Here is a 12,552-nt window from a genome sequence, read left to right as displayed (position 1 = left end):
CGCGGCGGGCGTATCGATCGCCCGATGGCGGTTCGGCAGCGCCCTTTTTGGACGGATTGACGATACTGGTTCGAACGATACGGGTCCAGACGCATAGGATCACAGGAGAGTAGGTATGCAGGCCAGGCCGGTCAATAATGGGTCGATGATGATTATATGTCGAATCGAAAGACCGGCCACGGAGATGCACGGGATCTAGGAAACCGTGATCGAGGACATGATCGGCGGCAAGCCGGGCCGGTGGGGATGCGCCACGAGAGTCGATGGCGCGGGCCGGCGTTTCCGCCGTTGTCTATCCTGATATGTCGGGAGCATGGGACAGGGTGGTTGCCCTGGCCGATTTTCGTCAGTCGCGAGTGAGAAAGAGTTCAATAAGACGATGCCTGAAGTGATGTTTGCCGGGCCGGATGGCCGACTTGAAGGACGCTACCACCATGCCAAGGAGCGCGGCGCGCCGCTTGCGCTGGTGCTGCACCCGCATCCGCTGCATGGCGGGACGATGAACAACCGCGTCACCTATACGATGTATCAGGTGTTCCAGCGGCTCGGCTTTTCGGTGATGCGGTTCAATTTCCGCGGCGTCGGGCGCAGCCAAGGCAAATACGACGGCGGCATGGGCGAGATCAACGACGCCGCCGCCGCGCTGGACTGGATGCAGGCGCTCAACCCCGGCCATGGCGGGCTGTGGATTTCCGGCTATTCCTTCGGCGCCTTCGTCGGTATGCAATTGCTGATGCGCAGACCCGAGGTTTCCGGCTGGATCAGCGTGGCGCCGCCGGCGGCGCATTACGATTTCGGCTTTCTCGCCCCCTGCCCGTGCGGCGGGCTGATGATCCATGGCGACGCCGACGAGCTGGTGCCCGAAGCCTCGGTGCGCAAGCTGGTCGACAAGCTCAACACCCAGAAGGGCGTTTCGGTCGATTACCGGATTTTTGCGGGCGCCGACCACGTGTTCGCGCATCACGCGGACGCGATCGGCGCGGCGGTCGAATCCTATGTCAGCGGCGAGATCGCCCGCAAGCATATGGCGCTCGCCGCCGACTAACCGTTTTTCGGGCCGGATATTCCGTTTCAAGGCAAAACCCCGGCCGGATCGGCCGGGGTTTTTTGTGTCTCGCGCCAGATCTCTCTCGATGGCACGCAACCGGCAGCCTGCTGCTCGGCAGCGAAACCGTCGTCGCCGGGGCGTCGCGCGCGGCCAGAAACCTTGTGAAACCGCACGAGATGTCGGAAGCATGGGCGCGGTATCGGCAACAGGGGGCAAAAGGTTCATGCGGACGGCGTTGATTACCGGCGTGACCGGGCAGGACGGCGCGTATCTCAGCGAATTCTTGCTGAACCAGGGGTATCGGGTGGTGGGCGTGATGCGCCGCTCGGCCTCGTCGGACGTGATCGGCGAGCGGCTGCGCTGGCTCGGCGTGCTCGACAGGATCACCCTGGTCGAAGGCAACCTGACCGATCTGGGCAGCCTGATCCGCATCGTGCAGACCCATGAGCCGGATGAGGTGTATCATCTCGCGGCGCAGAGTTTCGTCGCGACATCGTGGCAGCAGCCGGCGCTGACCGGGCTGGTGACCGGCCTTGGGGCGGTGACCATGCTGGAGGCGGTGCGGATCGCGCGGCCGGACGCGCGGTTCTATCAGGCGTCGTCGTCCGAGATGTACGGCAAGGTGCAGGCAACCCCGCAATCGGAGACGACGCCGTTCTATCCGCGCAGCCCCTATGCCGCGGCGAAGCTCTACGCCCATTGGATGACGGTGAATTACCGCGAGAGCTTCGGGATGCACGCCTCCTCCGGCATATTGTTCAACCATGAAAGCCCGCTGCGCGGCATCGAATTCGTCACCCGCAGGATCACCCACGGCGTCGCGCGGATCGTGCTGGGGCTGACCGATCATCTGACCCTCGGCAATCTGGACGCGAAGCGCGACTGGGGCCATGCGCGCGACTATGTGCGCGCGATGTGGCTGATGTTGCAACAGGACCAGCCGGACGACTACGTGATCGCGACCGGGCGGACCGCGAGCGTGCGCGAATTCTGCGACCTGGCGTTCGGGGCCGCCGGGCTGCGTGCGGCGGACCATGTGCGCACCGATGCGGCACTGCTTCGCCCGGCCGAGGTCGAGATGCTGCTGGGCGATCCATCCAAGGCGCGCGAGGCGCTGGGCTGGCAGGCGGAAGTGACGCTCGAACAGCTTGCCGCCGAGATGGTAGAGGCGGATATCGCGCGGCTGAAGGCGCGCCGTTAATGGCGTCGCCCGCGCGCATTCTGGTCACCGGGGCGGACGGCTTCGTCGGGCAATATCTCACGGCGGAGCTGGAAGCGCGGTTTCCCGAGGCCGCGTTATGCGCCGACCGATTCGACGTCGCCGATCGCGCGGCGGTGGCGCAGGCGGTTGCATCGTTCAGGCCGGATGGCTGCGTGCATCTGGCGGGAGTCGCCGCCGTGCCGGACGCGCGGCGCGACCCCGACCGCACCTTCGCGGTCAATCTCGGCGGCACGCTCAACCTCGCGCGGGCGATTCTCGATGATGTGCCGGAATGCCGGCTGATCTATGTGAGCAGCGCCGAATGCTATGGCGCGAGTTTCCGCGCGGGCGCGGCGCTCGACGAGACGGCGCCGCTCGCGCCGCAGAACATCTATGCGGCGAGCAAGGCGGCGGCCGATCTCGCGCTCGGCGCGATGGCGGCGGAGCAGGGATTGCGGGTGATCCGGTTCCGGCCGTTCAACCATACCGGGCCGGGGCAGTCGGAAGCCTTCGTGATCCCGGCTTTCGCAGCACAGATCCGGCGCATCGAGCAGGGCGAGCAGGAACCGGTGGTGCGGGTCGGCAATCTGGAGCCGGAGCGCGACTTCCTTCACGTGGCCGATGTGGTGCGCGCCTATGCGCTCGGCCTCGCGCGGTTCGACGACTTGCCGAACGGCTCGGTGTTCAATCTCGCTTCCGGGACGCCGCGCCGGATCGGTGACATTCTGGCCGGGATGATCGCCCGCGCCTCGGTGCCGATCCGCGTCGAGGTCGATCCCGCGCGGCTGCGCCCGGTGGATATTCCCCGCGCGGTCGGCGATGCCTCGGCCGCACGGAAGGCGCTGGGCTGGCGGCCCGAGCACGGGCTCGATTTCGTCAGTCCGCCCGAATAGATCCGGTGGTCATGGCTTCTGCGAGCCTATCGGCGATCGCCTGATCTTCCCTGGACGTGAGCCCGCTGATGCCGATGGCGCCGATGATGTTTCCGTTGGCATTCCTGATGACATTGCCGCCGGGGAGAGCGGTGAGGCGCGCATCGCAGAAATATCCGGGCTGGATGTGTTCGCGATGGATGCGCTCCAGAAACGCCGCCGTGCTCACACCCATGCGCGCGGCGCTATAGGCTTTGCCCTGGGCGATATCGATGCTGCGCAGCGGCGCGCCGTCGGCACGCAGGAAAGCGATGAGAAATCCATCGGCGTCGCAGACCGCAACGCAGATCGGCCGCTGCCGGTATTCGGCATGAGCCGTCTCGATCGCGGCGGTCGCCAGGGTCCGCGCCGTTCGAACATCGAGCCTATCCATGAGCGGGTGGCTGGCCGAGGCGGTCGATATCGGCGGTGGTGATCGTGTCCTTGACGATGAAAATATAGGACGCGGCGGAGACGATGCAGACCACGGCGCCGACCACCAAAGCGAGCACGAAGGATTTGGTGCCCTGGACGATCAGCCCTGTCACCGTCGGCGCCAGCGCGCCGCCGAGATAGCCGCCGAAATTCTGCATCGCACCGACCGAGGCGGTGAGATTCTGCGGAACCGCCACCGAACTCAGCGCCCATGAGCAGGTGCTCGTGATATAGAGCAGGAAGATCGCCGCCGAGATGAAAGCGATCGCGAGATTGTTGCTGGTGACGTAGGCGGCCGCCACGGTGAACCCCGCCGTGCCGATCAAGGCGAGGCCCGCGGGATATTTCCGGCTGTTGACCGCGGTGAGGCCGCGACGGACCAGGACATCGGCGAGGTAACCGCCGCACAGCGACCCGATAACGCCCCAGAGGAACGGAATCGCCGCGGCGATGCCGGTATATTCCACGCTCATGTGCCGCTGGATTTCGAAATATCCCGGCAGCCAGGCGAAATAGATCCAGGTCATGTAGATGCAGCCGAAGAAGCCCAGAATCATGCCCCAGGTGGTGCGGAAGCGGAACAGCATCCGCCATTCGCGGAAGGTCATGTGGGTGCGCTGGTTGGGCGGGTCGCCCTCGGTGCGGTAGGCAATCTCTTCGGGCGTTAGTTGAATGTCGCGCGGGTTGCGGTAGATCGTGAACCAGATCGCCGCGAGAAGCAGGCCGACGATTCCCATCAGGATGAACATCCAGCGCCAGCCGAAACTCAGCATCAGTGCGGTCAAAATCGGCACCCCGATCGCGGTGCCCAACGGTCCCGCCGTGTTCCAAATCCCTGAGGACAAGCCGCGATCGCGCGGATTGAACCAGTCGCGGGTGACCCGGCTTGCCGAGGGAAATTGCGGCGCCTCGCCGATGCCGAGCGCGATGCGCGCCACATAGAACTCGCCGAAATTCAGGACGAGCCCGCTGACCACCTGGGCAAGCGACCATAGAGCGAGGCCGATCGCGAGCAGCCGGCGCGGGCGGAACTTGTCCACCATCGCGCCCATCGGCAATTGCGCGAAGGCGTAGGACCACAGAAACGCCGAAAGCAGATAGCCCATATCGGCGATCGACAAGCCGAGATCCTTGCGGATCAGCGGATTGGCGACCGCCAGCGTCGCCCGGTCGATGTAGTTCACGCAACCGGAAATCACCAGCATGGTCAGGGCGGTGCGCTGGATCGATTTTATCCTGGGGGTCGCCGTGGTCGCCTGCGTGGTCGTTAGTGAACCGGACATTGCGTTTCCTCCCATCTTCGGTGTTTGTGGCTACAGATTTTCCGCCCGGCCGGTGAGGCTATTCATCGCGGCGATCACTCCGCCCGGCGTGTACGGCACACCGGCGGCATCGAACCCCATTTCGACCCCGGCCAGCGTGCCCATCAATGTCAGATCGTTGAAGTGGCCGAGATGGCCGATCCGAAAGACCGTTCCTTTGAGTTTGGCAAGGCCGGTTCCCAGCGACATGTCGAATCGGTCGAGCACGACGCCGCGGTAATGGTCGGCGTCGTATCCTTGCGGCATCATCACGGCGGTCAGCGCGCTCGAATATTCCCGAGGATCCGCGCAGAGAATGTCCATGCCCCAGGCGCGCACCGCCGCCCGCGTCGCCGCCGCGTGACGGTCGTGCCGGGCAAATACGTTAGCCAGCCCTTCCTCTTCCAGCATGGCGAGCGCCTCGCGCAGGCCGTACAGCAGATTCGTGGCCGGCGTATAGGGCCAGTAGCCGGTTCGGTTCGCCGCGATGATTTCCTGCCAGTCCCAATAAGATCGCGGACTGGCATTGGCGCGCGATGCCGCCAGCGCCTTGTCGGACACCGCGTTGAATCCGAGCCCCGGCGGCAGCATCAACCCCTTCTGCGAGCCGGCGACCGTGACATCGACGCCCCATTCGTCGTGCCGGTAGTCGATCGAGCCCAGCGAGGAAATCGTATCGACCAGAAACAGCGCCGGGTGGTTCGCCTGATCGATCGCACGCCTGATTTCGGGAATCCGGCTGGTTACTCCAGTTGACGTTTCGTTATGAACGACCATGACCGCCTTGATCGCGTGCCCCCGATCGTCGGCAAGTCTTGCGCCGATCGTGGCGGGGTCGGCGCCGTGGCGCCAATCTCCCGGCAGAAACTCGACACCGAGTTTCAGTTTTTCCGCCATCTTGCGCCATAGCGTGGCGAAATGGCCGGTTTCCGCCATCAGCACTCTGTCGCCCGGCGACAGCGTGTTGAGGATCGCCGCTTCCCATGCGCCGGTTCCCGATGATGGATAGATCACCACCGGTTGAGCGGTCTGAAACACCCGCTTGCACCCGTCGATCACCGCAAGGCCGAGCCGCGCGAATTCCGGGCCGCGATGGTCGATCGTCGGCATGTCGATCGCCCGCAAAACCCGGTCCGGGACGTTGGTGGGACCGGGGATTTGCAGGAAATGCCGTCCGGTATGCAGGGTTGCGGGGGCTTCGTTCATTCGTGATCTACTCCGCGCCGAATTGCGGCGATGCCGGTTTCATCGAAAGTCCATCATTGGCGAATTCGTCATCGACCGGCTTGCCGCCGAGATAGCTCGCGAGAATCGAACCGATGATCATGTTCAGCAGCGCGTTCATCAGACAGGGCAATGCCGCGAAGGGTCCGAAATTGATGTTGGCCAGCACCGCGCCGAGGCCGGAATTGTAGATTCCGACATCGAACATGATCGCGCGGGAATGCGCTTCGTCGATGCGCAGAAATTTCGCCAGCGCATAGGCCACCGCGAGATTGACCATGCAGATGATCGAGGTCGTGACGGCGATGATCGGAATCCAGGACAGATTCTTCGCGATCGCCGGAGCCGCTGCCGCGACCAGGCCGAGCGCCAGGATATAGAGCAAGATCGCCGAAAGCATCGGCAGCACCGGCTGCACGGCCTGGATTCGCCGCGCCCCCAGCGTGGCGCGTGCGCCGATTCCCACGATCAGCGGCAGCAGCACGATTACCAGCATCTGGTGGAACAATGCGAAAAAGCTGACATGGACGTATTTATGCGCGAAGGCCGCGGTGAAGGCGGGCGTCAGCAAAGGCGACAGCAGCGTGTGGATGAAGGTCAGGCTGATCGCCAAAGGCACCGCGCCATGCGAGAGAAAGGTGAACAGGTTGGAGGTGACGCCCGCCGGCGTCGCCCCGTCCAGGATGGTGCCGGCGGCGAGCTGCGGCTGGCTGCTATAGACCAGGTGTGCAGCGACGATCGCCGCCAGCGGCACGGTGATCCATTTGATCAGAAAACCGGCGATCAGGGTTTTCGGCCTGGTGAAGACCGGCTTGATCGACTCCACGCTCAGCGTCAGGCTCATCAGCAGAATGACGCCCGCCAGATCGTAGATCGTGTAGGGTGCCAGCCTGATGAAGAGATGCGGTGCAAGATAGCCGAGAATGCCGCAGACGACGAGCCAGACCGGCATCATCTTGTTGAACAGGAAACGGGCGATATTCATGTTTCACTCCCATTGTTCTTTTATTCTTTTGTTCAGTCGACCGGACGGGCTGCGACGATGTTACCTGCCTCGCCAGTCCGGCTGTCGCTTGGTCAGGAACGCGTCCATCCCTTCGCGAAAATCCTCGCTCATGTAGCAGGTCAGAATGAGATCCTCCGCCGCGATGCGCGACAGACGGCCGATCCTGTCCAGTGCTTCCTTGGTGACGCGCAATGTCAGCGGTGCGTGGCCGGCGACGGTTTCGGCCAAGGCCGCTGCGCGTTCGAGCAGCTTTTCCCGGTTTTCCAGGACTTCGGATACGAGCCCGATCCGGCCAGCTTCCTCGGCGCCGATCAGGCGCGCGGTGAAAATCAGATCCTTCACGCGCGCCGGGCCGATCAGCGCCGCGAGCCGCGCGTAATTCGCGATCGACAGGCAATTGCCGAGCGTGCGCGCGATCGGAAAGCCGAACCGCGCATCCGCGCTCGCGATGCGCAGATCGCACACTGAAGCGATCGCCGCACCTCCCCCGGTGCAGGCGCCGCTGATCGCCGCGATCGTCGGCACCCGGCACGCTTCGAGCGCTTTCAGCACGTCATCGATGCGCTGCTCGTAGGCGATCGCGTCCTCGGGGGTTTTGAAGGCGCGGAACTGGTTGATGTCGGTGCCCGCGGCAAACGCCTTGTCGCCGGCGCCGGCCAGGACCAGCGCCCGGATATCGTCGCTTTCATTCAGGTGGGTACAGATCGCGGCGAGCCGCTCGTACATTGCGAAGGTCAGCGCGTTGCGCGCGGCCGGGCGGTTGAAGGTGACATAGCCGATCCGCCCGCGCACCTCGTAAAGCAGATCATCGTCCTGCTCCGTCGCCGCGCTCATTCGGCGGCCTCCCGCCGGTCCTTCGGTCCCGCCTGATGCGCGGCACCCGCCGCGATCATCGCCGCGATCTCGGCATCCGAAAAACCGAGTTCGTTCAGAACCTCGCCGGTATGTTCGCCATAGACCGGCGCGGGGTGCCGCACGCTGCCCGGCGTTGCCGAAAACTTCACCGGCAGGCCGAGCGCGCGGGTGCGCCCGGCAACCGCATGATCGGTCTCGACGATCATATCGCGCGCCTTGGCCTGCGCATCCTGCGCCACCTGCTGCACCGTCAGCACCGGGCCGGCCGGCACGCCGGCGGCATCGAGCTCCGCGAGCCAGGCCGCGGCGGGTTTTTGCCCGAATAACGTCTCCAACCGTGCCGCCAGCTCCGGCAGATGCGCCATGCGGCCGGCATTGTCGGCAAAGCGCGGGTCGGTTGCGAGATCGTCGGCGTGCAGGACCGCCAGCAGCCGCTTCCAGTTGCCCTCGTTCGCGGCGCCGACGGTGATCGGGTCGTCCTGAGTGCGAAACGCCTGATACGGCGCCATCAGCGGATGTCCCGAACCGAGCGGACCTGGTGCCGTGCCGGTCGCGAAGCTGATCGCCGCATGCCAGTACATATAGGTGATACCGGCTTCGAACAGCGAGGTATCGACCATCTGGCCCCGGCCGCTGACATGCCGGTGATTGAGCGCCGCGAGAATCCCCATCGCCGCGATGATTCCGGCGCTGATATCGGTGATCGGCGGCCCGACCTTCACCGGCGCGCGGCCCGGCGTTTCGCCGGTTACGCTCATCACCCCGCTCATGCCCTGGGCGATCAGGTCGAACCCGCCGCGATCCGCATAGGGGCCGGTGCGGCCGAAACCGGAAATGCTGCAATAGATCAGTCCGCGATTGCGCGCGTGCAGTGCGTCGAACCCGAACCCCATGCGGTCGAGCGCGCCCTTGCGGTAGTTTTCGATCAGCACGTCGCTGCGGTCGAGCAGCCTGAGCAGCGCATCGCGGCCCTGGGGCGATTTCAGATTCAGCGCGATGCCGCGCTTGTTCCGGTTCATCATCATGAAAGCGGCCGATTCGCCCGCGACCGAAGGCGGCACCGAGCGCCGCGTATCGTCGCCGCCCGGCAGTTTTTCGACCTTGACGACCTCGGCACCCATATCCGCCAGCATCATGCCGCAGACCGGCCCGGCCATGACGTGCGAAAGATCGACCACTTTCAGCCCGGCGAGCGGCCCGGAGTTTGATGGCATTGGCCGCGATCCGGCTTTTTTCATATGCGGCTTTCCTCAATTATGAATGCAAAACTGCCTGAATGAGCGGACATGTCAAGCGAAACTACCGCAGATAACCAATTTTGAATGCAATTTTGCTATTCCGCGCCGAACGGCAAGCGGGTAAACAGCGAGGATGCTGCATGACGAGGTCGTCGCCCGAATCCGTGACCAATTGATCGAGGGGCGGATCGCGCCCGGCGCGCGCATCCCGGAGCGCGAGCTGTGCCAGACGCTGGATATCTCCCGCACCCCGCTGCGCGAAGCGCTGAAGGTTCTGGCCGCCGAAGGCCATGTCGTGCTTCTGCCCAATCGCGGCGCCCGCGCGGCGAAACTCACCCTCGCCGATGTCCGCGACCTGTTCGAGGTCTCCGCCGCGCTCGAATCAGCCGGCGGCGAGCTTGCCTGCCAGCGCATCACCGACGCCGAATTGGCGTTCATCGCCGCCCGGCACGCCGAGATGGAAGCGCATTACACGGCGCGCGACATGCGGGCTTATTACGCCTGCAACCGCGCGATTCACGAGGCGATCATGCGCGCCTCGGGCAATGCCGTGCTGATCGGCATCTATGAGAGCGTCAGCGCCCGCATCCGGCGCGCCCGGTATGTCGCGCCGATGACCGAGCCGCATTGGCGATCGGCGCTTCAGGAACACGCGGCGATGCTGAACGCACTCGAACGGCGCGACGGCCCGATGCTCGCGATGATCCTGAAAACCCATCTCCGCCACAAAGGCAGCGAGGTCGAGCGCGCCGGTTTCGCGACGCTGTAGCCGAACCCAGATCAGCGATCGGCGAGCGGGTACGGTTTCGCGTCGGCCGGGCCGATGATTTCGCGCATCGCGATGAGAGTGCGGAACGCCCGGACATTCGGATCGTCGTGGAACACCTCGCGAGCGAAGGCTTCATATGCCGCCATGTCCGTCAGCCGGAGCAGGAGAATGAAATCGGTCTCGCCGGTGACGTACCAGGCCTGCCGGATTTCGGGCCGGATGCGCAGCTTGCGGACGAAGGCGTCGAGTTCCGCCGATCCCTCCCGTTCCAGCGAGACGAGCACATGGATGGTGAGCGGCAGGCCGAGCACCGCGGGATGCACGACCGAAATATCGGCGGCGATCACGCCCTCGCGCCGGAGCCGGCGCAGGCGGCGCAGCACGGCACTTTCCGACAATCCGACCCGCTCAGCGAGGATGCGGGCTGGGGGCTGGTTGTCTTTCTGCACCTGCTCCAGCAGGGCGCGGTCGAAGCGATCGAGAGTGACGGATTTAGGCATTGCAAACCGGATATGAGCGGAAAACCGGCGCAGAATAGCATGAATTCGGCGCCATCCATCCGGCGCATCGGGCACACTATCCGCCATGAACATAGATTTTCTTTCTCCGCAGAATGCGGACGACATCGCGGCGGAACTGCTCCGCCTTTCGCCGGATTACGCGGCAACGCCGCTGCACGACCTGCCCGCGCTCGCCGCGCGGCTCGGCGTCGCGCAGCTACTCGCCAAGGATGAAGGGCGGCGCCGGCTGGGCAGCTTCAAATCGCTCGGCGGCACCTATGCCGGGCTGCGGGCGCTTGCCCGCGCGGCGGGGCGGGATGTCGCGGGGCTTCTCGATCCGGGCAATCGCCCGGCCGGTCTGCCGGCCCTGGTCTGCGCCAGCGACGGCAATCACGGCCTCGCGGTCGCCTCGGCCGCGCGATTCGCGGGCGCGAAGGCGCGGATTTTCCTGCATGGCGGCGTTCCTGCGCTCCGGGCGCGCCGGATCGAAGCGCAGGGTGCCGAAATCGTGTGGATTGCCGGCACCTATGACGACGCGGTGGACGCGGCGGCCGAGGCGGCGCGGCGTGGGGACAACATTCTGGTGGCCGATGTCGCGGGCGATCTGACCGATCCGGTGGTGAACGACGTGATGGCCGGCTATGGCGTGATCGCCGCCGAACTCCGCCGTCAGGTCGGGGCTGCCGGCCATCGGCGTCCGACCCATCTGTTCGTGCAGGCGGGCGTGGGCGGTCTCGCCGCCGCATTGGCGGACGGGCTCAGGGATTGGCTGGCGGCGCCGGCCGGCGTCATCGTCGTCGAGCCGGAACAGGCGCCGTGCGTCGCCGCGGCGCTCGCCGCCGGCCATATCGTGCAGGTGCCGGGCAGGCTGGAGACCAGTGCCGAAATGCTCTCCTGCGGCACGGCCAGCGCCCCTGCCCTGGAAGTTCTGCGCAAGCACGGCGCCCGCGTCGTGACCGTTTCGGAAGACGCCCTGGCCGAAGCGCCGCGCCTGCTGCGCGACCATGGCGGCCCGGCGACCACGCCTTCGGGCGCGGCGGGCCTGGCGGGTGTCGCCGCGCGCGCGCTGGACCTCGCCCCCGACAGCCGGGTAATGGTCATCGTCACCGAAGCCGAACTTGATATGGATTGTTAGGGTGTGTACCCAATAGCGGTGTGGCCGCCGCTATTGGGTACACACCCTAGATCATCGCAAAGGGCTGCTTGCGCCGGGGCGGTTTGTGGACCGCGTCGATTTCCGCGAGATCCTCGGCGCTGAGTCGGATGGATGCCGCCGCCGCGTTCTGCCGCACATGCTCGGGGGAAGCCGCCTTGGGAATCGAGACCGTGGCGCCGTCGCGCAGGCTCCAGGCGATGGCGATTTGCGCCGGCGTCGCATCGTGCCGGCGTGCGACCGCGGCGAGCGCGGGCGAGCGCAGCAGCTTGCCGCCCTGGCCGAGCGGCGAATAGGCCATGATCGGCATTCCGCGGGCGCGGCACCAGGGCAGCAGGTCGAATTCGATGCCGCGCGCATCGGGATGATACAGCACCTGATCGGTCGCGCAGATACCGCCGGCCGGCAGGGCGGCCAGCTCGGCCATGTCATCCGTATCGAAATTGGAGACGCCCCAGAAGCGGATATGCCCGGCCTCGCGCAGCCGCTCGAACGCCGTCGCCGTTTCGGTCAGAGGGTAGCGCCCGCGCCAATGCAGCAAATAGAGGTCGATCCGGTCGGTACCGAGGCGTTTCAGGCTGGCCGCGCAGGCCTTCGCCACGCCGGAAGCCGAGGCGTTGTGCGGGTAGACCTTGCTGACCACGAACACGCGCCCGCGCTGCCCGGCGATCGCCCGTGCGACCACGCGCTCGGCGCCGCCCTCGCCGTACATTTCGGCGGTGTCGATCAGGGTCAGGCCGCGCTCGATCCCCTCGCGCAATGCCGCCGCTTCGTCCGCCTCGCTCGCGCGGGCCTCGCCCATATACCAGGTGCCCTGGCCCAATGCGGGAACCATCGTGCCGTCCGGCAGGCGTACGGCCGGGATCATGACGAAATGAACTTACTGGCCATGCTCGATCGATATAGCGTCA

Annotated in this window: 13 protein-coding genes; 5 read left to right on the top strand and 8 right to left on the bottom strand. The window is 65.5% G+C overall.

Annotation, left to right across the window (positions count from 1 at the left end):
• Window positions 1–379 precede the first annotated feature (379 nt).
• The 3 genes from AiwAL_RS05650 (at window position 380) to AiwAL_RS05640 (ending at window position 3,142) form a co-directional block, all read left to right on the top strand.
• Window positions 380–1,045 carry an alpha/beta hydrolase gene (locus AiwAL_RS05650; protein WP_235702852.1) on the top strand — a complete coding sequence of 222 codons (666 nt, stop codon included), beginning with the start codon at window positions 380–382 and terminating at the stop codon, window positions 1,043–1,045.
• Window positions 1,046–1,271: 226 nt separating this feature from the next.
• A complete protein-coding gene (gene gmd, locus AiwAL_RS05645; RefSeq protein ID WP_235702853.1) occupies window positions 1,272–2,249 on the top strand; it encodes a GDP-mannose 4,6-dehydratase in 978 nt (325 codons plus the stop codon).
• Entirely contained in the window at window positions 2,249–3,142 is an 894-nt protein-coding gene (locus AiwAL_RS05640) for a GDP-mannose 4,6-dehydratase (protein ID WP_235702854.1), read from the top strand. Before gmd ends, AiwAL_RS05640 begins: the two co-directional genes overlap by 1 nt.
• On the opposite strand, the gene AiwAL_RS05635 is transcribed toward AiwAL_RS05640, so the two are convergent.
• From AiwAL_RS05635 to AiwAL_RS05610, 6 genes are read right to left on the bottom strand one after another with little or no spacing between them, the layout of a single operon-like run.
• A complete protein-coding gene (locus AiwAL_RS05635; protein WP_262312277.1) occupies window positions 3,126–3,554 on the bottom strand; it encodes a heme-binding protein in 429 nt (142 codons plus the stop codon). The two genes, AiwAL_RS05640 and AiwAL_RS05635, sit on opposite strands and share 17 nt — an antisense overlap.
• Window positions 3,547–4,878 carry an MFS transporter gene (locus AiwAL_RS05630; RefSeq protein ID WP_235702856.1) on the bottom strand — a complete coding sequence of 444 codons (1,332 nt, stop codon included), beginning with the start codon at window positions 4,876–4,878 and terminating at the stop codon, window positions 3,547–3,549. The genes AiwAL_RS05635 and AiwAL_RS05630 overlap by 8 nt, the downstream gene beginning before the upstream one ends.
• 30 nt (window positions 4,879–4,908) lie before the next feature.
• Window positions 4,909–6,102 carry an alanine--glyoxylate aminotransferase family protein gene (locus AiwAL_RS05625; protein ID WP_262312276.1) on the bottom strand — a complete coding sequence of 398 codons (1,194 nt, stop codon included), beginning with the start codon at window positions 6,100–6,102 and terminating at the stop codon, window positions 4,909–4,911.
• 7 nt (window positions 6,103–6,109) lie between these two features.
• A complete protein-coding gene (locus AiwAL_RS05620) occupies window positions 6,110–7,105 on the bottom strand; it encodes a bile acid:sodium symporter family protein (RefSeq protein WP_262312275.1) in 996 nt (331 codons plus the stop codon).
• A 60-nt stretch (window positions 7,106–7,165) separates the two neighbouring features.
• The gene (locus tag AiwAL_RS05615; RefSeq protein WP_235702859.1) at window positions 7,166–7,960 is read right to left on the bottom strand and encodes an enoyl-CoA hydratase/isomerase family protein; all 795 of its coding nucleotides are present in this window, start codon (window positions 7,958–7,960) and stop codon (window positions 7,166–7,168) included.
• The gene (locus AiwAL_RS05610) at window positions 7,957–9,195 is read right to left on the bottom strand and encodes a CaiB/BaiF CoA-transferase family protein (protein ID WP_262312274.1); all 1,239 of its coding nucleotides are present in this window, start codon (window positions 9,193–9,195) and stop codon (window positions 7,957–7,959) included. Before AiwAL_RS05610 ends, AiwAL_RS05615 begins: the two co-directional genes overlap by 4 nt.
• Window positions 9,196–9,352: 157 nt before the next feature.
• On the opposite strand from AiwAL_RS05610, the gene AiwAL_RS05605 reads away from it, so the two are divergent.
• Window positions 9,353–9,988, top strand: a complete 636-nt coding sequence (locus AiwAL_RS05605; protein ID WP_235702861.1) for a GntR family transcriptional regulator — start codon at window positions 9,353–9,355, stop codon at window positions 9,986–9,988.
• An 11-nt stretch (window positions 9,989–9,999) separates the two neighbouring features.
• On the opposite strand, the gene AiwAL_RS05600 is transcribed toward AiwAL_RS05605, so the two are convergent.
• The gene (locus tag AiwAL_RS05600; RefSeq protein ID WP_235702862.1) at window positions 10,000–10,488 is read right to left on the bottom strand and encodes an Lrp/AsnC family transcriptional regulator; all 489 of its coding nucleotides are present in this window, start codon (window positions 10,486–10,488) and stop codon (window positions 10,000–10,002) included.
• Window positions 10,489–10,573: 85 nt separating this feature from the next.
• Between AiwAL_RS05600 and AiwAL_RS05595 the strand changes: the two genes are divergently transcribed.
• The gene (locus AiwAL_RS05595) at window positions 10,574–11,623 is read left to right on the top strand and encodes a pyridoxal-phosphate dependent enzyme (RefSeq protein ID WP_262312273.1); all 1,050 of its coding nucleotides are present in this window, start codon (window positions 10,574–10,576) and stop codon (window positions 11,621–11,623) included.
• A gap of 46 nt (window positions 11,624–11,669) precedes the next feature.
• Here AiwAL_RS05595 and AiwAL_RS05590 read toward each other — a convergent pair whose 3' ends face one another.
• On the bottom strand, window positions 11,670–12,509 hold the full coding sequence (locus tag AiwAL_RS05590) for an aldo/keto reductase (RefSeq protein ID WP_235702865.1): 840 nt from the start codon (window positions 12,507–12,509) through the stop codon (window positions 11,670–11,672).
• Between the last annotated feature and the right edge of the window lie 43 nt (window positions 12,510–12,552).

The organism is Acidiphilium sp. AL, assembly GCF_025499445.1.
Classification (GTDB): Bacteria; Pseudomonadota; Alphaproteobacteria; order Acetobacterales; family Acetobacteraceae; genus Acidiphilium; species Acidiphilium iwatense.
The sequence above is the reverse complement of the archived record's forward strand: the minus strand, read 5'-3'. Positions and strand labels throughout refer to the sequence as shown.

Bases quoted from the DNA above. Each gene is read 5' to 3' on its own strand.
- AiwAL_RS05595 (WP_262312273.1), top strand. From the start codon at position 10,574: ATGAACATAGATTTTCTTTCTCCGCAGAATGCGGACGACATCGCGGCG.
- AiwAL_RS05650 (WP_235702852.1), top strand. From the start codon at position 380: ATGCCTGAAGTGATGTTTGCCGGGCCGGATGGCCGACTTGAAGGACGC.
- AiwAL_RS05635 (WP_262312277.1), bottom strand. From the start codon at position 3,554: ATGGATAGGCTCGATGTTCGAACGGCGCGGACCCTGGCGACCGCCGCG.
- AiwAL_RS05600 (WP_235702862.1), bottom strand. From the start codon at position 10,488: ATGCCTAAATCCGTCACTCTCGATCGCTTCGACCGCGCCCTGCTGGAG.
- gmd (WP_235702853.1), top strand. From the start codon at position 1,272: ATGCGGACGGCGTTGATTACCGGCGTGACCGGGCAGGACGGCGCGTAT.
- AiwAL_RS05630 (WP_235702856.1), bottom strand. From the start codon at position 4,878: ATGTCCGGTTCACTAACGACCACGCAGGCGACCACGGCGACCCCCAGG.
- AiwAL_RS05640 (WP_235702854.1), top strand. From the start codon at position 2,249: ATGGCGTCGCCCGCGCGCATTCTGGTCACCGGGGCGGACGGCTTCGTC.
- AiwAL_RS05625 (WP_262312276.1), bottom strand. From the start codon at position 6,102: ATGAACGAAGCCCCCGCAACCCTGCATACCGGACGGCATTTCCTGCAA.
- AiwAL_RS05610 (WP_262312274.1), bottom strand. From the start codon at position 9,195: ATGCCATCAAACTCCGGGCCGCTCGCCGGGCTGAAAGTGGTCGATCTT.
- AiwAL_RS05620 (WP_262312275.1), bottom strand. From the start codon at position 7,105: ATGAATATCGCCCGTTTCCTGTTCAACAAGATGATGCCGGTCTGGCTC.
- AiwAL_RS05590 (WP_235702865.1), bottom strand. From the start codon at position 12,509: ATGATCCCGGCCGTACGCCTGCCGGACGGCACGATGGTTCCCGCATTG.
- AiwAL_RS05615 (WP_235702859.1), bottom strand. From the start codon at position 7,960: ATGAGCGCGGCGACGGAGCAGGACGATGATCTGCTTTACGAGGTGCGC.
- AiwAL_RS05605 (WP_235702861.1), top strand. From the start codon at position 9,353: ATGCTGCATGACGAGGTCGTCGCCCGAATCCGTGACCAATTGATCGAG.